The organism is Microbacterium sp. (genome assembly GCF_049650565.1).
In the GTDB taxonomy this organism is placed as follows: domain Bacteria; phylum Actinomycetota; class Actinomycetes; order Actinomycetales; family Microbacteriaceae; genus Microbacterium.
This window is the reverse complement of record NZ_JBASAK010000031.1, coordinates 19,462-40,647: the sequence shown is the minus strand read 5'-3', so window position 1 is coordinate 40,647 and position 21,186 is coordinate 19,462. Positions and strand designations below refer to the sequence as shown.

Annotated in this window: 19 protein-coding genes and 1 pseudogene; 11 read left to right on the top strand and 9 right to left on the bottom strand. The window is 68.9% G+C overall.

Features of this window, described 5'->3' with window-relative positions; genetic code table 11:
- A pseudogene (locus tag WA967_RS05690) lies at positions 1-213 on the top strand (murein biosynthesis integral membrane protein MurJ); the annotation flags it as partial.
- A 27-nt stretch (positions 214-240) separates the two neighbouring features.
- Here WA967_RS05690 and WA967_RS05685 read toward each other — a convergent pair.
- Positions 241-1,263, bottom strand: a complete 1,023-nt coding sequence (locus tag WA967_RS05685) for a sugar-transfer associated ATP-grasp domain-containing protein (RefSeq protein ID WP_424419933.1) — start codon at positions 1,261-1,263, stop codon at positions 241-243.
- Positions 1,264-1,376: 113 nt separating this feature from the next.
- On the opposite strand from WA967_RS05685, the gene WA967_RS05680 reads away from it, so the two are divergent.
- Together WA967_RS05680 and WA967_RS05675 are read left to right on the top strand one after the other, a co-directional pair.
- Positions 1,377-2,066 carry an alanine racemase gene (locus WA967_RS05680; protein WP_424419931.1) on the top strand — a complete coding sequence of 230 codons (690 nt, stop codon included), beginning with the start codon at positions 1,377-1,379 and terminating at the stop codon, positions 2,064-2,066.
- The gene (locus WA967_RS05675; protein WP_424419929.1) at positions 2,066-3,094 is read left to right on the top strand and encodes an alanine racemase; all 1,029 of its coding nucleotides are present in this window, start codon (positions 2,066-2,068) and stop codon (positions 3,092-3,094) included. Before WA967_RS05680 ends, WA967_RS05675 begins: the two co-directional genes overlap by 1 nt.
- On the opposite strand, the gene WA967_RS05670 is transcribed toward WA967_RS05675, so the two are convergent.
- Entirely contained in the window at positions 3,078-3,290 is a 213-nt protein-coding gene (locus tag WA967_RS05670; RefSeq protein ID WP_424419927.1) for a DUF7455 domain-containing protein, read from the bottom strand. The genes WA967_RS05675 and WA967_RS05670 overlap by 17 nt on opposite strands.
- Positions 3,291-3,473: 183 nt before the next feature.
- Here WA967_RS05670 and WA967_RS05665 point away from each other — a divergent pair, with 183 nt between their 5' ends.
- Positions 3,474-5,585, top strand: a complete 2,112-nt coding sequence (locus tag WA967_RS05665) for a DNA gyrase/topoisomerase IV subunit B (RefSeq protein ID WP_424419925.1) — start codon at positions 3,474-3,476, stop codon at positions 5,583-5,585.
- A 140-nt stretch (positions 5,586-5,725) separates the two neighbouring features.
- Here WA967_RS05665 and WA967_RS05660 read toward each other — a convergent pair whose 3' ends face one another.
- From WA967_RS05660 to WA967_RS05650, 3 genes are all read right to left on the bottom strand, one after another.
- Positions 5,726-6,115 carry a GIY-YIG nuclease family protein gene (locus tag WA967_RS05660; protein WP_424419923.1) on the bottom strand — a complete coding sequence of 130 codons (390 nt, stop codon included), beginning with the start codon at positions 6,113-6,115 and terminating at the stop codon, positions 5,726-5,728.
- Positions 6,116-6,338: 223 nt separating this feature from the next.
- Positions 6,339-6,860: an AAA family ATPase gene (locus WA967_RS05655; RefSeq protein WP_424419921.1), complete on the bottom strand. Its 522-nt coding sequence runs from the start codon at positions 6,858-6,860 to the stop codon at positions 6,339-6,341.
- A gap of 208 nt (positions 6,861-7,068) precedes the next feature.
- On the bottom strand, positions 7,069-9,507 hold the full coding sequence (locus WA967_RS05650) for a DNA gyrase/topoisomerase IV subunit A (RefSeq protein WP_424419919.1): 2,439 nt from the start codon (positions 9,505-9,507) through the stop codon (positions 7,069-7,071).
- 83 nt (positions 9,508-9,590) lie between these two features.
- On the opposite strand from WA967_RS05650, the gene WA967_RS05645 reads away from it, so the two are divergent.
- Positions 9,591-10,718 carry an alkaline phosphatase family protein gene (locus WA967_RS05645; protein ID WP_424419917.1) on the top strand — a complete coding sequence of 376 codons (1,128 nt, stop codon included), beginning with the start codon at positions 9,591-9,593 and terminating at the stop codon, positions 10,716-10,718.
- Positions 10,719-10,778: 60 nt separating this feature from the next.
- Here WA967_RS05645 and sepH read toward each other — a convergent pair whose 3' ends face one another.
- Entirely contained in the window at positions 10,779-11,822 is a 1,044-nt protein-coding gene (sepH, locus tag WA967_RS05640; protein WP_424419915.1) for a septation protein SepH, read from the bottom strand.
- 206 nt (positions 11,823-12,028) lie between these two features.
- Here sepH and WA967_RS05635 point away from each other — a divergent pair, with 206 nt between their 5' ends.
- Positions 12,029-12,322: a DUF4193 domain-containing protein gene (locus tag WA967_RS05635; RefSeq protein ID WP_424419913.1), complete on the top strand. Its 294-nt coding sequence runs from the start codon at positions 12,029-12,031 to the stop codon at positions 12,320-12,322.
- Between the two features lie 63 nt (positions 12,323-12,385).
- Here the strand turns inward: WA967_RS05635 and WA967_RS05630 are convergent, their stop codons facing one another.
- Positions 12,386-12,871 (bottom strand): DUF3093 family protein, encoded by a 486-nt coding sequence (locus WA967_RS05630; protein WP_424419941.1) that lies wholly within the window; start codon positions 12,869-12,871, stop codon positions 12,386-12,388.
- 12 nt (positions 12,872-12,883) lie between these two features.
- Between WA967_RS05630 and dut the strand changes: the two genes are divergently transcribed.
- The 5 genes from dut (at position 12,884) to dxs (ending at position 19,944) form a co-directional block, all read left to right on the top strand.
- Positions 12,884-13,333 (top strand): dUTP diphosphatase, encoded by a 450-nt coding sequence (gene dut / locus WA967_RS05625; RefSeq protein WP_424419911.1) that lies wholly within the window; start codon positions 12,884-12,886, stop codon positions 13,331-13,333.
- Positions 13,330-13,923, top strand: coding sequence for a DUF3710 domain-containing protein (locus tag WA967_RS05620; protein WP_424419909.1), 594 nt, complete (start codon positions 13,330-13,332; stop codon positions 13,921-13,923). The genes dut and WA967_RS05620 overlap by 4 nt, the downstream gene beginning before the upstream one ends.
- Complete coding sequence (locus WA967_RS05615) at positions 13,920-14,684, top strand: DUF3159 domain-containing protein (RefSeq protein ID WP_424419907.1); 765 nt, start codon at positions 13,920-13,922, stop codon at positions 14,682-14,684. The genes WA967_RS05620 and WA967_RS05615 overlap by 4 nt, the downstream gene beginning before the upstream one ends.
- A 129-nt stretch (positions 14,685-14,813) precedes the next feature.
- Positions 14,814-17,693: an aconitate hydratase AcnA gene (acnA, locus tag WA967_RS05610; protein ID WP_424419939.1), complete on the top strand. Its 2,880-nt coding sequence runs from the start codon at positions 14,814-14,816 to the stop codon at positions 17,691-17,693.
- 307 nt (positions 17,694-18,000) lie between these two features.
- A complete protein-coding gene (dxs, locus tag WA967_RS05605; RefSeq protein ID WP_424419905.1) occupies positions 18,001-19,944 on the top strand; it encodes a 1-deoxy-D-xylulose-5-phosphate synthase in 1,944 nt (647 codons plus the stop codon).
- A 2-nt stretch (positions 19,945-19,946) separates the two neighbouring features.
- Here dxs and WA967_RS05600 read toward each other — a convergent pair whose 3' ends face one another.
- Positions 19,947-20,489, bottom strand: a complete 543-nt coding sequence (locus WA967_RS05600) for a hypothetical protein (protein ID WP_424419903.1) — start codon at positions 20,487-20,489, stop codon at positions 19,947-19,949.
- Positions 20,486-21,157, bottom strand: coding sequence for a TetR/AcrR family transcriptional regulator (locus tag WA967_RS05595; RefSeq protein WP_424419901.1), 672 nt, complete (start codon positions 21,155-21,157; stop codon positions 20,486-20,488). Before WA967_RS05595 ends, WA967_RS05600 begins: the two co-directional genes overlap by 4 nt.
- Positions 21,158-21,186: the final 29 nt, after the last annotated feature.

Here is a 21,186-nt window from a genome sequence, read left to right as displayed (position 1 = left end):
TTCGTGCTGATGGGTGTCCCGGCGGCCGCGGCCGGCTGGGGAGTGTTCCTGCTCAGCGGCGGAACCACGGGCTGGATGCTGCAGGACAAGCTCTGGGGCGCGCTGGGCTCGGCGGTCATCGCCGCAGTGGTCGGCGGCGTCTACGTGGCGCTTCTGGCGGTGTTCCGAGTGCCCGAGCTGCGCACGGCCGTCGGGATGATCCGCCGGCGCTGATCGGCGGCATCCGCTCTTTCCAGGCTCTCAGAATCCGATCACGGCGCGATAGCGCGGCTTGTTGCCCGTCCGGATGCCCGATACCGAGGGCTTGTTCTCGTACACGCCCGCGCCCCAGTTGCCCTCGACGAGCACCGGACCGGTGGGGGTGATCACGACATCCCAGCCCACGTACTGCACCTGCGGCACGACACGGGCGACCCGGTCGATGAACTCGGCCAGCTGGTCGAAGTACGGCAGCTGGAAGTCGGCGATCACGAAACCGGACTCCGGGTGCCTCTCGTGCACGTTCTCATGTGAGTCGTAGCCGGCGGAGCGGGCGTGGCCGTTCTCGTCGAGCATCGTGTAGAAGCCGCCGTAGGTCATCTGGTCGCTGACCGCGCCGCGGCCGAACTTCTGCGCGACCGCGAGGATGTGCGCCTTGTGACCGTCGAAGAACGCGGTCACGCGTGTGGTGTTCACGGTGCCGGGGCAGACGGCCGCGAGGTCGTCGTGCTGCACGATGGCCTGCTCCACCAGCAGCTCGCCGCGCTTGCGCAGCTCGCCGTGGAACTGCGCCCAGTCGGTGATGTCGGCGGCGTGGTAGCGGCGCACGCCGGTGCCGGCCTGGCCCATCGGAGTCTTGGTGATCAGCGTGCCGTGCGTGCGGCCGAACTCCTCGAGCTGGGCGGCGTTGCCCTCGACGACCTCCATCCAGTCGCGGTGCAGGAACTCGTCGAACGTGCGGTTGAAGGCCAGCTTGTCCTGGAACAGGCCGCGGAAGTCCGGGTGGTCGTACTTCTGCGAGAGCTGGTTGGAGACCGGGTGCGTCATGTACGTGGCGCGCTCGGCTGCGGTGAGCATGGCGAAGTCGTAGTCCACGTAGTCCTGGAAGCCGACCTGCTTCGTCGCGGCGCTCCAGAGCATGTCCACGACCACAGCCGGGACGGGCTTGCCGTGGTGCTCGTGCACCTCGCGGGCACGCGCGAACACCGATCCGACATCGATGCGACGGGCGCGGCTGACGAGGTAACGCAGGCGGGGCATGACGCCCAGGCCGTTGGCAGGCATTCGTTCTCCAGTTCGTGACGGACATCCCATTCTAGGCGGGAGGTGCCGCCCACCCTGAGTGCGAGCGGCGGGCGCCGCCGGGATGCCGGAGAGCCGCGCCCTAGACTCGGAGGATGGTCCTTCTCCGCAGTTCAGCGACCACAGCCGTGATCTCCCGCTCCGCCCTGGCATCCGCAGCGCACGCGGCGGCCGGGTCGGGCGGGAGCGTCGCCGACCTGCGCAGGGACGCCTACGGACACGGCCTGCTCACCGTCGCCCGCGCGGCGCAGGATGCCGGCATCCGCACGATGCTGGTCGACGGAGCCGACCAGATCTCGTTGCTGCACGACGCGGGGATCGACGCCACCGACGCGGGCGAGGCGGATGTCCCGGTGCGCGTGCTGTACGGGCTGAACGCCGGTGCTCGACCGGTCATGCGACTCACCGGGCACGTGATGTCCCTCAAGGATCTTCAGCCCGGCGACGCCGTCTCCTACGGCTACACCTACCGCGCCGAGCGTGCGACGACCGTCGCGCTGATCACGGGCGGTTACGCGCAGGCCGTCGTGCGCCTGCTGGGCAACCGGATGGACGTCGAGATCTCCGGCGCCCTGCATCCGATCGTCGGCCGGGTGGCCATGGACGTGTGCGTGATCGAGATCGGCGACGCCGACGGCATCCAGGAAGGCTCCGAGGTGACCTTCTTCGGCGGCACGGGCCCGGCCCGCGACGCGATCGATCGCTGGAGCGGAGTGACGGGCCTCGGCCCGCTGGAACTGGTCTGCGCGGCGGGGCTTGCGGCCACGCAGGCGGAGGAGGACTGATGCCCGCACGTCTGGAGATCGACGCGGAGGCGCTCCGCGAGAACATCGCCGCCGTCCGTGAGCGCATCGCTCCCGCCGAGCTCGTGCTGGTCACCAAGGACGAGGCGTACGGTCACGGCCTGGACTGGGCGGTGCCCGCTGCCCTCGAAGCCGGCGCCCACTGGATCGGCTCCTATGACATCGGTTCGGCGCTGCGCATCAGGGCCATGGCGCCCGAGGTGCGGATCTTCGCCTGGGAGACCTCATCGGCGCCGCTCGTGGCAGACGCCATCGCCGCGGGCATCGACCTGGGCGTCGGGACGATCGAGTACCTGCAGCGGGTGATCGACGAGTCCCGCAAGGCGGAAGCTGTGGCGCGCGTCCACCTGAAGATCGACACCGGTCTGCATCGCAACGGCATCAGGCCGGAGGGCTGGGCGGACGCCGTTGCCGTCGCGCGCGCAGCGGAGGATGCCGGGCTGCTGCGCGTGGTCGGGGTGTGGAGCCACCTGGCCGAGGCCAGCGACGCGGAGGACGATGACGCGCAACGCGAGTTCCGCGCGGCCGTCGAGGCGCTGAAGGCGGCGGGGGGCACTCCCGAGCACCTGCATCTGACGGCATCCGCGGCTTCCTGGTGGCGGCCCGAGCTGCGCGGCACGATGTGCAGGATCGGCGCCTTCTGCTACGGCATCCGATCTGCAGACGGCCCCGAGCTCGACGGGCTTCGCCAGGTCTCGGCGCTGAAGGCCGACGTGATCGACGCCGCCGCCGACCGCGTGCGGCTGGACATCGGTGCGCTGGACGGCTTGCCGTCCACGCTGGCCGGCGCGGCGGTCGGCGACGGGTCGGTGCGGATCCTGCGCGTCGGCCCGACCTGGACGGACCTTGAACCCTGGAAAGGCGCGGCCTGCGGGCAGACGTTCACGATCCTCGGCCCGGGCGCCGTCAGCGCCACGGACCTGGCCGAGCACATCGACACGGTCGGCGAGGAGATCCTGACCAGGATCTCGCCGCTGATCGCTCGCGTGGAGGTCAGTCCGCGTCGATGAGGCGGGCGGTCTCGTCGTGCCAGCTGGTGGCGACGGCGCGCAGCTTCTCCTCGTACTTGCGGCCGTGGTGCGCGCAGAAGAGCATCTCCGTGCCGTTCACCTCGGCGGCGATGTAAGCCTGCGCCCCGCACGAATCGCAGCGGTCCATCGCGGTGAGGCGGTACGGGAGGGTCTCTCGCTCTGTCGTAGCGTTCATCTCGGTGCCTCCTCAATAGGGTTCTGTCCGATTCGAGATCGTGCTCAATACAACCACGCGTGGCGCTCGTGCATGCCCGGTTTGCGGCGTGTTTCGCTCAGCGCGTACGCGCGGGGTCCCGGTACTGGGACGAGGGAGTGTCGTGGCCTGGCGGAGCGCGACCTCGAAATAGAATCGAACATTGTGACAGCCGAGTATTCCGCCCATCATCTCCAGGTGCTCGAGGGGCTCGAAGCCGTCCGCAAGCGCCCCGGCATGTACATCGGATCCAACGGATCGCCGGGCCTCATGCACTGCCTCTGGGAGATCATCGACAACTCCGTCGACGAGGCCATCGCGGGCACCGGATCGAAGATCGACATCGTGCTGTACGAGGACGGCAGCGTCAAGGTCTCCGACCGCGGCCGCGGCGTGCCGGTGGACATCGAGCCGCGCACCGGCCTCACCGGCGTCGAGGTGGTCTACACCAAGCTGCACGCCGGTGGAAAGTTCGGCGGCGGCTCGTATGCGGCATCCGGCGGTCTGCACGGCGTCGGCGCCTCGGTCGTGAATGCGCTCTCCGAGCGGCTCGACGTGGAGGTCGACCGCGGCGGCAAGACCTACGCCATGTCCTTCCGGCGCGGTGAGCCCGGCGTGTTCGCCGATGACGGCGAGCCGCACCCGGACTCGCCGTTCACCCCGTTCGAGAAGCGCAGCGAGCTGCGCGTGATCGGGAAGGTTGCCAAGGGCGTCACCGGCACGCGCGTGCGCTACTGGGCCGATCGCCAGATCTTCACCAAGGATGCCGCGTTCCAGCTGAACGAGCTGGTGACCCGCGCCCGCCAGACGGCCTTCCTCGTGCCGGGGCTCGAGATCGTGGTGCGCGATGAGCGCCCCGCCGCGCACGCCGAGGACGGCGGCGAGGGCCCGGTGGAGACCTCGTACCACTACGAAGGCGGCATCTCCGAGTTCGTCGACTTCCTGGCAGCCGATGCGCCAGTGACCGACACCTGGCGCATCCAGGGCAGCGGGCACTTCACCGAGACGGTGCCGGTGCTCCAGCCCAACGGCCACATGAAGCCCGAGGAGGTGCAGCGCGAGTGCCAGGTCGACATCGCGCTGCGCTGGGGGACCGGGTACGAGACCGTCGTGCGCTCGTTCGTGAACATCATCGCCACGCCCAAGGGCGGCACGCACCAGCAGGGCTTCGAGCAGGAGCTGCTGAAATCGCTGCGCGGTCAGGTCGATCAGAACTCCCGCCGGCTGAAGGTCGGCAACGACAAGCTCGAGAAGGACGACGTGCTCGCGGGGCTCACGGCGGTGCTGACGGTGACGCTGCCCGAGCCGCAGTTCGAGGGCCAGACCAAGGAGGTGCTCGGCACTCCCGCCGTGCGCTCCATCGTCGCCAAGGTGCTGCGCACGGCGCTGGCCGAGCGGTTCAGTTCCACCAAGCGCGACGACAAGAACCAGGCGTCGCAGCTGTTGGACAAGATCGTCTCCGAGATGAAGGCCCGCGTCTCGGCGCGTGCGCACAAGGAGACGCAGCGGCGCAAGAACGCGCTGGAGTCCTCGTCGCTGCCGGCGAAGCTGGTCGACTGCCGGTCCAGCGACGTGTCGCAGTCCGAGCTGTTCATCGTGGAGGGCGACTCGGCTCTCGGCACGGCCAGGCACGCGCGCAACAGCGAGTTCCAGGCGCTGCTGCCCATCCGCGGCAAGATCCTCAACGTGCAGAAGGCCTCGGTCAGCGACATGCTGAACAACGCCGAGTGCGCGGCCATCATCACGACGATCGGCGCCGGATCGGGGCGTTCGTTCGACCTGTCGCAGGCGCGGTACGGCAAGATCATCCTGATGAGCGATGCCGACGTCGACGGCGCGCACATCCGCACGCTGCTGCTGACGCTGTTCTTCCGCTACATGCGGCCCATGGTCGAGGCCGGACGGATCTTCTCGGCTGTGCCGCCGCTGCACCGCGTGATCGTGATGAACCCCGGCTCCAAGCCCAACGAGACGATCTACACGTACTCGGAGGCGGAGCTGCACGCCCTGCTGGCCAAGCTGCAGAAGGCCGGCAAGCGCTGGCAGGACCCGATCCAGCGGTACAAGGGGCTGGGCGAGATGGATGCCGATCAGCTGGCCACCACCACCATGGACAAGGGCGGCCGCCTGCTGCGGCGGGTCACGATCCAGGATGCCGAGGCGGCGGATGCCGCGGTGCGCACCTTCGAGATGCTGATGGGCAGCGAGGTCGCGCCGCGTCGTGAATTCATCATGAGCTCCAGCGACAAGCTCAGCCGCGACTCCATCGACGCGTGACCGCGCACGCGGAGCCGTCGAAGCATCGCTCTGGTTCACGGGGTGTTTCCTGTCTGGGTCGCTGAGCTTGTCGAAGCGTCGCTCAGGTTCACGGGGTGTTCCTGTCTGGGTCGCTGAGCTGGTCGAAGCATCGCTCTGGCTCACGGTGCGTTCTCCACCTTGGCCGCTGAGCTTGTCGAAGCGTCGCTCAGGTTCACGGGGGTGTTTCCTGCCTGGGTCGCTGAGCTTGTCGAAGCGTCGCTCGAAGACTTCGACCTGGACAACGTCGGCAACTCCGCCCCGCGCCCTTCGATCAGTGCGATCTTCTTCGCTCTGCTCCATCCTTGGAGCTGCTTCTCCCGGTAGAACGCGGCATCGATGGTCTTGAACTGCTCGGCGTACACGAGCACCAGCGGTCGGCGTTTGATCGTGAAGCGCGCCGCCCACTGCTCGTCGTGATTGTGCTCCCAGACGCGTGCTTCCAGGTCGCCGTTGGTGCTGCCGGTGTAGAAGCTGCCGTCGCGACAGCGGAGGATGTATGTCCATGCCATGACGGTGAGTCTGCTCGGTTTCCGGGATCAACGGAATCGGGCTGTGGACAACGTGCGGTGCCTCGCGCTTCCGGCTCTCGAGGCTGGCGACGCTTTGAAGGGTTCAGCGACCCAGTTTCTCGGGTCGGGCGGCGCTTCGACAGGCTCAGCGACCCAGAAACGAGGCACCCAGTGAACCAGATGGCGACGCTTCGCTCGCGGCGCGGCGGCCTAGGAATGAGAGTCACGAGTTCAGATCGGCCACAATGCGCTCGACGATCTGCGGGAGCGTCTCCTCGGGGCCGATCCTGCTCTCTTCGATGAACGTAAGAGGCTGCCAGCCGTCGTGCCAGCGACGCATGTCCTCGGGAGTGAAGGCATGGCGCAGCTCGCGCGTCCCGTGGCGTCTGACAGTCTCATCGAACCCCACGTCGAACTGGTAGACGCGGGTGATACCGACGTGGTCGTGCCAGAGTTTCTCAAGAAGCTCCGCGTAGTCGCGCAGGTTGAATATTCCATCGAGGATGACGTCGTAACCGAGGTCGAGAGCCTGACGTCCAGCAGTGTCGATGAGAGCGGCGGCATCGGCTGAACGCGACAGCTTATCAGAGCCGGCGAGAAGCTCTCGACGGAAGTGGTCCTGGTGGATGAGCGCTGTCTTGTCTCCGAGGAGAGGACGAAGCGCGGCGGCCGTGGTGGTCTTGCCCGAGCCGGAGTCTCCTCGCAACACGATGAGGCGCGTGCTCGCTGATCCGACCGGTGGCATGAGTCCAGTGTCACATCTGTTCCCCAATGGGTTACGACCGGTGACGCGTCAGCAAGCTCAACGACCCAGTCCTTAGGTCAGCGACGCTTCGACAGGCTCGGCGACCTCGTTCATGGGGTCGGCGACGCTTCGACAGGCTCAGCGACCCAGTTCCTGAGGCCGGCGACGCTTCGACAGGCTCGGCGACCTCGTCACAGGAAGCGCCGGGTCAGCCGATGGTCGTGCCGATGGAGCCGATGACGGCGTCGAGGGGCTGGCCGGAGGCGTCGCGCTTGGCGCCGGGCTCGGGCAGTCTGCGGGTGGCGCCGTCGGAGCCGATGGCGCGGGGCTCCACGCCCACCCAGGCCAGAGTCAGCCGGTCCTCGCCCTTCAGGAACGCGTGCGCGCGCACGCCGCCGGTGGCGCGTCCCTTGCCGGGGAACTCCGCGAACGACGAGACCTTCGCGCGTCCGGCATCCGCTCCCGCCAGCATCCCGCCAGAACCAGACACGGTGACGACCTCGGCGTCCTGCGCGGATGCCACGACGGTGAACGAGATGACCTCCGCGCCCGAGCCAAGCTTGATTCCTGCCATGCCACCGGCGGGCGCGCCCTGCGGGCGCACGTTCGCGGCGGGGAAGTGCAGCAGATGCGCGTCGGACGTGACGAAGACCAGTTCCGCGTCGTCGGATGCCGGAGCTGCGCCCACGACGACGTCCTTCGGCTTCAGGCCGATGATCTCCAGTTCGGGGCGGACGGCCAGCGCCGACGGGACGATGCGCTTGACCACGCCGTCCCGGGTGCCCAGCGCCAACGGCGTGTCGTCGTCGAAGCGGATCAGCGCGAGCACTCGCTCGCTCCGGTCGGTCAGCCCGAGATAGTCGTGAATGCGCACCCCGGCGCCCAGCCCGACCGAGGTGGCGGGAACGGCAGGGATGTCGACCGGCGTGAACCGCAGCACGCGGCCCGTGCTGGTCACGGCCCCGACCTCGCTGCGTGTGGTCGTGGACAGCGTCGCCTGGATGGCGTCGTGCTTGCTGCGCCGTGCGGGTGTCGTGATCACGGCATCCGCCTCCAGGTCCACGCGCACGGCGCGACCGGTCGTCGACAGCAACACGGTCGTGGGCGCGTCGGCGATCTGCAGCTCGGCAGCGGTCTTCGCCGTGCGGGCCTTCGGGGGAGCGGCGTTCAGCAGCAGCGTGCGCCGCGGCGTGCCGAAGGTCGCGGCGACGTGATCCAGCTCCAGTGCGACCTGCGCCCGCACCAGCGCGGGGTCGCTCAGCAGCTTCTCCAGTTCGGCGATCTCGGCCAGCAGCCTGTCGCGCTCGGTCTCCAGCTCGACTCGCGAGAACTTGGTCAACCGGCGCAGGCGCAGCTCGAGGATGTACTCGGCCTGCACCTCGTCGAGCTCGAACACCTGCTGCAGGCGCGTGCGGGCGGTCTCGGAGTCGTCCGACGAGCGGATCACCTGGATGACCTCGTCGATGTCCAGGATGGCCAGCAGCAGGCCGCGCACCAGGTGCAGCCGCTCGTTGCGACGCGCCAGGCGGAAGCGGCTGCGTCGCTCGATGACGCCGATGCGGTGCTGCAGGTACACCCGCAGCAGTTCCTTCAGGCCCAGGGTGCGCGGCTGGCCCTCGACGAGCGCGACGTTGTTGATGGAGAACGAATCCTCCAGCGGCGTGTACCGGAACAGCTGCTCCAGGACCGCGGCCGGATCGAAGCCGGTCTTGACGTGGATGACAAGCCGCAGGCCGTTCTTGCGGTCGGTGAGGTCGTGCACGTTGCTGATGCCCTGCAGCTTCTTCGCGTTGACAGCATCCTTGAGCTTCTCGATCACCCGCTCCGGGCCCACCTGGTACGGCAGCTCGGTCACGACGATCCCGGTCTTGCGCGGTCCCAGCGACTCGATCGAGGTCTTGGCACGCAGCTTGAACGCGCCGCGCCCGGTCTCGTAGGCCTCCTTCACGCCGTCCAGGCCCATCAGGATGCCGCCGGAGGGGAAGTCCGGCCCCGGCACGAACTCCATGAGCTCGGCCGTGGTGGCGTCGGGGTTCTCCAGCAGATGCGTCGCTGCGGCGATGACCTCGTTGAGGTTGTGCGGGGCCATGTTCGTCGCCATGCCGACCGCGATGCCGCTGGCGCCGTTGACGAGCAGGTTCGGGAACGCCGCCGAGAGAACCGCGGGCTGCTGGAACTGGCCGTCGTAGTTGGGGACGAAGTCGACGACGTCCTCGTCGAGGTTCTCCGTCATGGCCAGAGCGGATGCCGCCAGCCGCGCCTCGGTGTAGCGGGAGGCGGCGGGGCCGTCATCCAGAGAGCCGAAGTTGCCGTGCCCGTCGACCAGCGGCACGCGCAGCGCGAAGTCCTGCGCCAGGCGCACCAGCGCGTCGTAGATGGCGGAGTCGCCGTGCGGGTGCAGCTTTCCCATCACCTCGCCGACGACGCGGGCGCTCTTGACGTGACCGCGGTCGGGGCGCAGCCCCATCTCGGCCATCTGGTACAGGATGCGTCGCTGCACGGGCTTGAGCCCGTCGCGCGCGTCCGGAAGCGCCCGCGAGTAGATGACCGAGTACGCGTACTCCAGATATGAGCCCTGCATCTCCTGGGAGAGGTCGATGTCCTGGATGCGCTCCTGGACGGGCTCGGATGACGAGGGCTTTGGCATGGACTTCCTGCTGGACGCTCGGGGTGGACTCGCGACAGCGCCCGGATGCGGCGCGGCGGGACGCCTGTGAAAGACTGACCCGGATGCCTCTCATGCTACCGTCCAGCCCCGATCAGACCCGGAGCATCGCCGGGGTGGCGCCCCAGCTGCTCGCGGCCCTGCGCGGTGCGCCCGGTGACCTGCGCGGCGCCCGATCGACGGTCCTGGTGGTCATGGACGGCGTGGGTGCCATCTCGCTGCGCGCACATGGCGGGCATGCCCGCACGCTGAACGGTGCGATGGGGAAGAAGGACGTCGCGGGCTCGGTCTTCCCGACGACCACGGCCGCGGCGTTGACGACACTGCTGACCGGCGTCACCCCGGGGGAGCACGGCATGGTCGGCTACCGGGTGCGGCATCCGCAGCGCGACGTGCTGGTCAATCAGCTGCGGGAGTGGGAGACGGCCGGCGTCGATCCGTACACCTGGCAGGCGGCGCCGACGATCTTCGAGCAGGCATCGGATGCCGGGCATCCCACCTTCGCGGTGGGCATCTCCGAGTACGCGAACTCGGGCCTGACCCGTGCGACGCTGCGCGGCGCGGAGTTCCGCGCGGCGGGGTCACCGGCGGATCGCGTGGAGTTGGCGTGGGAGCTGGCTGATGCCCACGATGGCGCCCTGGTGTACTGCTACCTGCCCGAGGCCGACAAGGCCGGCCACAAGCACGGCGTCGACTCTGCAGCGTGGACGGCGGCGCTGGAGGACATCGATGCGGCCCTCAGCCGCCGCGTGCCCGACGGCGTGGGCGTGGTCGTCACCGCCGATCACGGGATGGTCGATGTGCCCGCGCATCGACAGCTGATGCTGGACGCGGCCGGCGGCTGGCACGACGGCATCCGGCACATCGGCGGCGAGCCGCGGATGCTGCACGTCTACACCGAGCCCGATGCTGATGCGGGCGCGATCCTGGCCCGCTGGCGCCGGGATCTGGAGGGCTTCGCCGACGTCATCAGCAGGACCGAGGCCGTCGGTTCGGGGCTGTTCGGGCCGATGGTGACGGATGCGGCGCGCGAGCGCGTCGGCGACATCCTCGCCGTGGCGCACTCCAACCGGGCCCTGTACGACGCCGAGGCCGCCGATCAGCGGGGTCGCGGCATGGTCGGCCAGCACGGCGCGCTGACGCCGGACGAGTGGCGCGTGCCGTTGATCAGGATGGGCGCCTTCGCACGCTGAGGAACGCCCCTTCGACGGACTCGGCACCCAGATTCTTGTGCCCGGAGACTCAGTGAGTCCCTACTCGTCGGTGCGGGCGCCGAAGACGATCTCGTCCCAGCTGGGCAGTGCGCTGCGGCGCTTGCGCCGACCGGATGCGGACTCTGCGGGCTCCGGCTCCGGCGGCGTGGGCGCGGGGTCGCTCTCCTCCTCGAGCGCATCGAAGAGCGCGATCGGAGACGACTCGTCGTTCTCGTCGTGCTCCTCTGCGTCGAACAGCGGAGCGGTCTCGCGCTGCCCGCGGCGGCGGCGCAGCGCCTCCAGCAGATCGGCGGTCTCGGCGCCGGGGTGGCTCTCCTCAGGCGCGCGCCGTGCCGCGGCCTCCTGGACGGCGGCGCTGGAGTGCTCGGGCTGCTCGAAGACGACGGCGACCTCCGGAGCGGGTTCCTCGGGATCGGGCAGCAGCCGCGGCCCGAACGCGCCGGAGTCGAAACGGCTGTCGTCCTTGTACGGGGAGACCCGCTCGGTGTCGACGGCGCGCAGGCGGGGGATGAGCCCCTCGGGCAACGAGCCCTGGCGCGAAAGCTGCGTGGCATCCGCATTGATCGGAGACAGCGTGCTGCGGCGGGGATCGAAGCTCCAGCGCGCGTCGTGCTCCACCTCGGCCGCGGTGAACTCGAGCTTCACGGTCCAGCCGGACTCGTCCTTCCAGCTGACCCAGCGCTCGTCCGAGGCGTGCAGGTCGGCGAGTTTGGCGCGTACGGCCGCGCCGAAGGTGGGCTGCGCATCCGGCTCCACCTCGCTGCCGATGAGCACGGGGACGGCCAGCGCCTGGTCGACGATGTGCTCGCGCTCGGCGAGCACCGGACCCTCGAAGCGTGCGACATCCTCTTCGCTGACACCCAGCAGGGCGGCGACCTCCGCGGCGGACAGTCCCGCGCGGATCTGCGCCTGGATGTCACGGGGGCTCGCGGCCAGTCGTGCCACCACGGGCTCGGCCTCACGGGTCGCTCGACGAACCTCGCGGTGCAGCATGTCGTCGATGGGCAGCGCGAACCGCTGCCCGGACTCGGTGGCGAGGACGAGGACTCCCGCTTCTGTTCCGACGATGGTGACGTTTTCCATACCGATGCCCCTCTGATGGGTGTGCGTTCATGGTGTCATGACCACCTGTGGAGGGGCGGGAATACCGTGGGCGCGCCGTGAGTTTTCCCGGCAGAGCTTGAAAGCATTTGCGAAATTGCTCCCGGTCGTGCAAACTGACGCCCGCTGAACACCCGAATCAGCTCCCCCCCAAACCCACTCGTACCACGGAAGTGGAGATGCACCACATGGCAACCGACTACGACGCGCCCCGCAAGAGCGACGACGACTCCGAGTCGATCGAAGCCCTCAAGGAACGCGTGCCGAACAGCAAGTCCGGCGCAGGCGATGTCGAGGATTCCGACAACCCCACGCCTTTCGACCTCCCCGGGGCCGATCTCTCCGACGTGGAGGACGTTGTCGTCGTTCTCCCGGCGCAGCAGGACGAGTTCACCTGTATGAGCTGCTTCCTCGTGAAGCACCGCTCGCAGCTGGACCACGAGGGCCCCGAGGGTCCCATCTGCAAGGAGTGCGCCGCCTGACGCACCTCGAGACGCACCACGCGCCCCGGCCGATTCGGCACGGGGCGCGTTCTGTGCTCGGCGTCAGTGGTCGGCTGCTGCTGCTGCGGCGCGCGCTGTGCGGATGGCCGCGGCGAGTCGGTCTGGCATGCGCGTGGAGATGGTCCACGACCTCATCGGGTCGGCAGGATCGGTGATCGGCACGACCACCAGGCCGTCGATGCCGCCGCGGATCAGGTGCCAGCCGTCATGCGCGATGTCGCGGCCGCGCCGGTCGCGGGCATCCTGAGCGGTGAAGTGCTCGGGCTCGCCCAGCCACCGCGCGTCGATGTGCGCGCGTCCGGCGTACAGGGTCGTGCCGTTGACCCGCACGACCGGGGCGAGCAGGATGCCGGCGGCCACCAGCACCAGTGACACCGCGGCCCCGATGATGCCGGCGACGCTGGAGGCGACCGGCAGGAAGACCAGGGAGGCCATCGGACCCATCAGGGCGATGGTGATCAGCATCCACAGACTCGGGGACAGTCGCTCGCGATGGACGTCGCGTGTTTCCAGGGGTGTGTTCTGCATTAGCCTCATGGGGTGACTCATTCCGTTGCCGTCCCCATTATCGCCGCACAGGTGCCGCAGTACGCCAATCCGGGCGACGCCGGCGCCGACCTGGTCTCCACCGAGGCCGTGCGGCTGGAGCCGGGGGAGCGGGCCCTCGTCGGCACGGGCGTGCGCATCGCGCTGCCCGAGGGCTATGCGGCTTTCGTCGTGCCGCGCAGCGGCCTGGCGGCCAAGCACGGCATCACGATCGTCAACTCGCCCGGCACCGTGGATGCGGGGTACCGCGGCGAGATCAAGGTGAGCCTGCTGAACACCGATAGCAAGGACGCGTACGATGTGGCGGTCGGTGATCGCATCGCGCAGCTGATCGTGATGCCCGTGATCCAGGTGCGCTTCGAACCCGTCGAGGCGCTGCCGGAAAGCATCCGCGGCGAAGGCGGGTTCGGATCCACCGGCTACACCCAGGGAAAGAGCGAATGACTGAAGAGATCGAACCCACGCCCACGCTGAAGTCGGCGCCGGAGGACCGGGCCACCGCGGGGCCGTTCGACGACACCGAGGCGAACCCGGTTCGCCCGTACATCGACCTCGGTGGCATCAAGGTTCTGCCCCGCGAGGGTCTGAACCTTCGCCTGGAGGTCGAGGAGCAGACCAAGCGCATCGTGGCCGTGGGCCTGGACTACGCGAACTCGTCCCTGCAGGTGCAGCCCTTCGCCGCACCGCGCAGGCGGGGGCTGTGGGAGGAGACCCGGGTGCAGCTGCGCGACCAGATCCGCACCCAGGGCGGCCGCGTCGAGGAGCGCGAGGGCGCATTGGGCCGTGAGCTGCTCGCCGAGGTGCCGATGACGGCCGCCGAGGGATCGGGCATGCGCCTGGCGCGCTTCATCGGCGTCGATGGGCCCCGGTGGTTCCTCCGTGGCGTGATCGGCGGCGAGGCGGCATCCGATCCCGCCGCCGCCGAGCAGGTCGAGGATCTGTTCCGCTCCATCGTCGTGGTCCGCGGCGGCTCTCCGATGCCCCCGCGCGATCTCATCCCGCTGAAGATGCCCTCCACTCCGGGCGCGGCGTGAGCCGACCCGACGACGAGCAGTCGCGTGCCGATGCCGAATCGCCCGCGCACGCCGATGCGGGCACCGGAGCGGATGCTGCGGAGCCGACCGCCGCGGAGCTGATCGGGGCCGCACTGAGCGGCGCCGCGAGGCGTGCGGGGCTGAGCTCCGACGGCGGCGAGCGCACTCAGACCGTGGTCTGGAGCGCGATGGGCGGCTGGCGCGGCATCCTCGAGTCGGTCCTGCCCAGCCTGGCGTTCGTGGTGCTGTTCACGCTGCGCCCGGAGCCGCTGCTGCTCTCCCTGGGCGCGTCGGTGGGGCTGGCCGCGGTGTTCACCGTGGTGCGGCTGGTGCAGAAGTCGCCGCCGTCGGCCGCCCTCGGCGGCCTGGTCGCCGCCGGTGCCGCAGCCGGGCTCGCATTGTGGACCGGTCGCGGTGCGGACAACTTCGTGCCCGGGCTCATCACCAATGCGCTCTACGGCTCGGCCATGATCATCGCGGCGCTGGTCGGCTGGTCCCTGATCGGTCTGGCCGTCGGGTTCCTGATGGGGGACGGCACGGCCTGGCGGGCAGACCGACGCAAGCGCCGAGCCTTCTTCTGGCTGGGCATCGCATGGGGGGTGCTGTTCTTCGCCCGCTTGGGCGTGCAGCTGCCGTTGTATCTGACCGACCAGGTCACTCTGCTGGGCACGCTGAAGCTCATCATGGGGCTTCCGCTGTTCGCCCCGATGGTGGCGGTGACCTGGCTGGTGGTGCGCGCGCTCTACCCGCGCGCCGAGTGAGCAGCGGCCCTGTTCCTCTGCTAGATTTATCTTGACATCAAGATAAATCTCGGGCTTTCGCCCGGACGTCGAGCGGCGCAGACTGGTAAGGCGAGCCTTGCTAGCCTCCGCGTGGCCTTGGCGAGCAAGATGGAGTCGCCTGTCGCTCCCATCAGAACAGAAGGAGACGGATACGTGTCCACGGTGAACAGCTTCGGTGCGAAGAGCACCCTGACGGTCGGCAGTACCGACTACGAGATCTTCCGGATCGACACGGTTGCCGGTCACGAGAAGCTTCCTTACAGCCTGAAGGTTCTGCTCGAGAACCAGCTGCGCACCGAGGACGGCAAGAACGTCACGAAGTCGCAGATCGAGGCGCTCGGCTCGTGGGATCCCACTGCGGAGCCCAACACCGAGATCCAGTTCACGCCGGCGCGCGTCCTCATGCAGGACTTCACCGGCGTGCCCTGCATCGTCGACCTCGCCACCATGCGCGAGGCCGTCACCGACCTCGGCGGCGACCCGAACAAGATCAACCCGCTCTCGCCCGCTGAGATGGTCATCGACCACTCCGTGATCGCCGAGCTCTTCGGCGCCGAGAACGCCCTGCAGCGCAACGTCGAGATCGAGTACCAGCGCAACGGAGAGCGTTACCAGTTCCTCCGCTGGGGTCAGACCGCTTTCGACGACTTCAAGGTCGTCCCGCCGGGGACCGGCATCGTCCACCAGGTCAACATCGAGCACCTGGCCAAGGTCGTCTACGACCGCACCGTCGACGGGGTGCTGCGCGCGTACCCCGACACGCTGGTGGGCACCGACTCGCACACCACGATGGTCAACGGCCTGGGCGTACTGGGCTGGGGCGTCGGCGGCATCGAGGCCGAGGCGGCCATGCTGGGCCAGCCCGTCTCCATGCTGATCCCGCGTGTGGTGGGCTTCAAGCTCACCGGGGAGATCCCCTCCGGCGTCACCGCCACCGACGTGGTGCTCACGATCACCGACATGCTGCGGCAGCACGGCGTGGTCGGCAAGTTCGTCGAGTTCTACGGTGCGGGCGTCGCGGCCGTGCCGCTGGCCAACCGCGCCACCATCGGCAACATGTCGCCGGAGTTCGGCTCCACGGCCGCGATCTTCCCCGTCGACGACGTCACCCTCGACTACCTGCGTCTGACCGGCCGCACCGACGAGGCAGTCGCCCTCGTCGAGGCGTACGCCAAGGCCCAGGGAATGTGGCACGACGCCGCCGACGAGCCCGTGTACAGCGAGTACATGGAGCTCGACCTCGGCACGGTCGTCCCCTCGATCGCCGGCCCGAAGCGCCCGCAGGACCGCATCCTGCTCTCCGAGGCCAAGTCGCAGTTCGAGAAGGACATCCTCAACTACGCCACGCCGTGCACCACCGACGAGCTCGCCGACCTCGAGTCGAAGCACTCGTTCCCGGCATCCGACCCGGGCCAGGTCCCCGGCGAGGAGAACCCGGTCACCCGCCGGGTGCACATCAGCAGCGGCGCTCCGGCCAACGCCTCCAAGCCGGTGCCGGTGACCACCCCCGCGGGCGAGAAGTACCTCCTCGACAACGGCGCGGTCACCCTCGCCGCCATCACGTCCTGCACCAACACCTCCAACCCGTCGGTCATGGTGGCCGCGGGCCTGGTGGCGCGCAAGGCCCTGAAGAAGGGCCTGAAGCAGAAGCCGTGGGTGAAGACCACGCTGGCTCCGGGATCCAAGGTCGTCACCGACTACTACGAGAAGTCGGGTCTGAACGAGGACCTCGAGGGTCTCGGGTTCTACACCGTCGGCTACGGCTGCACGGTCTGCATCGGAAACTCCGGCCCGCTGATCGATGAGGTCTCGGCCGCCGTCAACGAGCACGACCTGGCCGTCACCGCGGTGCTCTCCGGAAACCGCAACTTCGAGGGTCGCATCAGCCCGGACGTGAAGATGAACTACCTGGCCTCACCGCCGCTGGTGATCGCCTACGCCCTCGCCGGTTCGATGCACTTCGACTTCGACACCGACGCGCTGGGCCAGGACACCGAGGGCAACGACGTCTTCCTGAAGGACATCTGGCCGACGTCGGCCGAGGTGCAGGAGATCATCGACTCGTCGATCTCGCGCGAGCAGTTCATCAAGCAGTACGCCACCGTCTTCGACGGCGACGAGCGCTGGACGAGCCTGCCCACGCCCACCGGTCCGATCTTCGAGTGGGACGACGACTCGACGTACGTCCGCAAGGCCCCGTACTTCGACGGCATGACCATGGAGCTCACCCCGGTCGCCGATATCACCGGCGCCCGCGTGATGGCGGCCCTGGGCGACTCGGTCACGACCGACCACATCTCGCCCGCCGGCGCCATCAAGCCCGGCACTCCCGCCGCTCAGTACCTCACCGAGCACGGCATCGAGCGCAAGGACTTCAACTCCTTCGGTTCGCGCCGCGGCAACCACGAGGTGATGATCCGCGGCACGTTCGCGAACATCCGCCTGAAGAACACCCTGGTCAAGGCCGTCAACGACGGCAAGCAGATCGAGGGCGGCTACACCCGCGACTTCACCCAGCCCGGTGGTCCGCAGGCGTTCATCTATGACGCCTGCCAGAACTACCAGGCGCAGGGCGTGCCGCTGGTCGTCTTCGGCGGCAAGGAGTACGGCTCCGGTTCGTCGCGCGACTGGGCGGCCAAGGGCACCACTCTGCTGGGCGTCAAGGCGGTCATCGCCGAGAGCTTCGAGCGCATCCACCGCTCGAACCTGATCGGCATGGGCGTCGTCCCGCTGCAGTTCCCCGCCGGCGAGTCCTGGGAGTCGCTGGGCCTGGACGGCACCGAGATCATCTCGATCGAGGGCCTGACCGAGCTCAACAACGGCACCACGCCCAAGACCGTCAAGGTCACCGCAACGCCGAGCGAGTTCTCGGCCGAGGGTCGCGAACCGATCTCGTTCGATGCGGTCGTCCGCATCGACACACCCGGTGAGGCGGACTACTACCGTCACGGCGGCATCCTGCAGTACGTGCTGCGGTCGCTGGTCTGACGCTGAACGCAGAAGCGCCCCGTACGGCTTCGGCCGTGCGGGGCGCTTCTGCGATCGGGGGCACCCCATCGCCGTTCACGCCGGCTGTCACCATCGCCGGGCGTCGCAGCACGGTGCACCAGGTGATGGCCGACGGCACGCTGCGAGGCCGGCGGCGCGACTGCGGGGGCTCGCAGCACCCTCGCGCTCCTCACCGCAGCAGCGCAACGCCCGCGAATCCCTGCCCGCACTCAGGTCGCTCGATACAATGGCTGGATGAGGTTCGCGCCACCGCGCGGATCACGGGATGAGTCGTGGAGGAGCGTCGATGCCGATTCTGCCGAGCATCTCGGGGCCGAGAGACCTCGATCGACTGTCACCGGAGCAGCTCGCCGAGCTCGCCGCCGAGATCCGAGCATTCCTGGTGGAGAACGTCGCCCGCACCGGCGGGCATCTGGGACCGAACCTCGGCGTCGTCGAACTCACCATCGCGCTGCATCGGGTGTTCTCCTCGCCGGATGATCCGATCATCTTCGACACCGGTCACCAGTCCTATGTGCACAAGCTGCTCACCGGCCGGCAGGACTTCTCGCAGCTGCGCTCACGCGGCGGCCTGGCAGGCTACCCGCAGCGGTCCGAGAGCGCGCACGACGTCGTGGAGTCCTCGCACGCCTCCAGCTCGCTCAGCTGGGCCGACGGCGTCTCCCGTGCGCTGACGGCCACCGGCCGGGCAGACCGGCATGTGGTCGCGGTGGTCGGCGACGGCGCACTCACCGGCGGCATGACGTGGGAGGCGCTCAACAACATCTCAGACGACAACCGGCGCAACCTGGTCATCGTCGTCAACGACAACGGCCGCTCGTACGCGCCGACGATCGGCGGCATGTCCCGCTACCTCAATCGTGTCCGCACCGCGGCGGCATACCGCCAGATGCACGCGAAGTCGGACCGCGTGTTCCGTGCGTTCGGCCCCTTCGGACGCGCACTGTTCCGCGGGGTGCGCGGTGGCACGCACGGCTTCCTATCACGCTTCACGAACAACGTGGCGCTGTATTCCAATCTCGACATCAAGTACCTCGGTCCCGTCGATGGACACGACATCCCCGCCCTCATCGAGACGCTCGAGCTGGCCAAGGGCTATGGCGCCCCGGTCATCGTGCATGCCATCACCGAGAAGGGCCGCGGCTATCAGCCCGCCCGCGACGACGTCGCCGACCAGTTCCATGCCGTCGGACGCATAGACCCGAAGACGGGGGACTCTCTGGCCACGTCCAAGGGCCCGTCGTGGACATCGGTGTTCTCGGACGCGCTGGTGGAGATCGGCGATCGCAATGAGCGCGTCATCGGCGTCACCGCCGCCATGCTTCGGCCCACCGGACTCGCGCCGTTCGCCGAGCGGCACCCTGATCGCGTGTACGACGTGGGCATCGCCGAGCAGCACGCCGTGGCCTCCGCGGCCGGTCTCGCCTTCGGCGGTCTGCATCCGGTCGTCGCCATGTACGCGACGTTCATGAACCGGGCGTTCGACCAGGTGCTGATGGATGTCGGCCTGCACAAGGCCGGCGTGACATTCGTCCTGGACCGCTCCGGTGTCACCGGACCCGACGGCCCCAGCCATCACGGCATCTGGGACCTGGCGATGCTGCAGATCGTCCCCGGCATCCGCATCGCCGCGCCGCGCGACGCGACGCGCCTGCGGGAGCTGCTCGACGAGGCCATCGCCGTCGACGACGCACCGACCGTGATCCGCTATCCCAAGGGGGCGGTTGCGGCGGATGTCCCTGCCATCGAGCGAATGCCGGACGGCGTCGACGTGCTCGTGCGAGACGAGACCGAGGATGTTCTGCTGGTCGGCATCGGCCCGTTCGCCTCGCTGGCGCTGGATGTCGCGCAGCGCCTGCGTGCGCAGGGCATCGGCGCCACGGTCGTCGACCCGCGCTGGGCCATCCCCGTGCAGCCGTCGCTCCTCGAGCTGGCCGCCCGGCACCGGCTGGTGATCACCCTGGAGGACGGCATCCGCGTCGGCGGCGTCGGCACCCGAGTGCGCCAGGTGCTGCGCGAGGCCGGCATCGACACCGCGGTTGACGAGCTGGGCGTGCCCGACGAGTTCATCTCGCACGCCACCCGCGAGCAGGTGCTGGCGGATGCCGGTCTCACGGCCTCCAAGATCGCCCAGGACGTCGTGGCCCAGGTGCTCGGCAGGCGCGTGCCCATGGCGCGCCAGACCGAGAGCACCGGCGCCATCGAGCTGCCGATCCACGAGGGGCGCTGACCTCAGTCCTCGAGTGCGTGGTCCTCGAAGGCTGCGTCGTCGTCAGTGCGCGTCAAGGCGCGTCGGTCGGTTGCGGGGTCCGCGTGATATCGCCTGGCGTGGCGGACGGCCCACGCCCATCCGGCGACGACCGAGATCGTGGTCGCCACGATGACGGGCCAGGCCCAGCCGGCGAAGATCATCGCCACGAGGTCTGTGCCGCTGAGGAGGAGGACTCCTGCTCCCGTCCCCGCGCCCAGCAGGGCGAAGGCGACGACGTGCACGCTGAGCTGGCGAATGCTCCGGAGCAGCGATCCGAGCAACCAGGCGATCGGGCTGAGAAGGACGGTCACGATGGCAGAGATCACGCCGCCGATGATCGCGACGTAGCCGAGGCCGACGAGGGTCATCGGGAGATCTGCGCGTCCCAGCAGCCCAGATGTCGCGATCACCGCCAGCAGGATGGCCATGAACGTGGTCCAGGCGGCGAACGCCCCGCGTCCCACGTCTTCGCACGTGAACGCCATCGGTGCCCGTTCCGACGGCGACGGCCGCGCCGTGCTCATGCTCGCACCTCGGCGATCTGGTCGAGCAGGTCGCGGGCGACGCCTCGCACCCCGGGCACGCGCGCGAACGGCAGGGCGACTCCCAGAAGCTTCAGCGCGGTGTCGAGGAGTCTGCGCGTGCGCGCGTGTCCCTCGGTGTCGTCGTAGGTCCAGCGCAGGATGAGTCCGAGGTAGGCGACGAACACGGCATCCGGGAGTCGCTCGGCGATCTCCGTCGGCAGCCTGTGGTCCGCGCCATCGACGGCGCGCCGGAACAGCCCCACGGTCATCGCGCGGGCAGGCGAGGACTCTCGCGCGAGCGGGTTGATGGGGGAGTCCGGAGCGATCATGGCCGACAGGAACCCCGGAGCCACGCGCTGGTACGGCTCGAGCACCGAGAGCCCCGTCTCGAAGACGATGCGCAGCCGATCGACGAGGCCCTTCTCGCCTTCCAGCAGCGGTACGGCGGCGCGGGCATGCTCCTGCTGCACCTGCTCGTACAGCTCCTGCACGAGGTGCGTCTTGGACGGGAAGTAGTAGTACGCGTTGCCGACCGACACGCCGGCCTCGGCCGCGATGAGCCGGACGGTCGTGTCGGGGTAGCCTCGCTCGACGAACGAACTGATGGCGACGTCCCGGATCCTGGCGCGCGTGCGCTCCGCCTTCGGCGTGAGGTCAGAACTGAACATGTTCAAATACTACTGCGCGAATGCTCGGG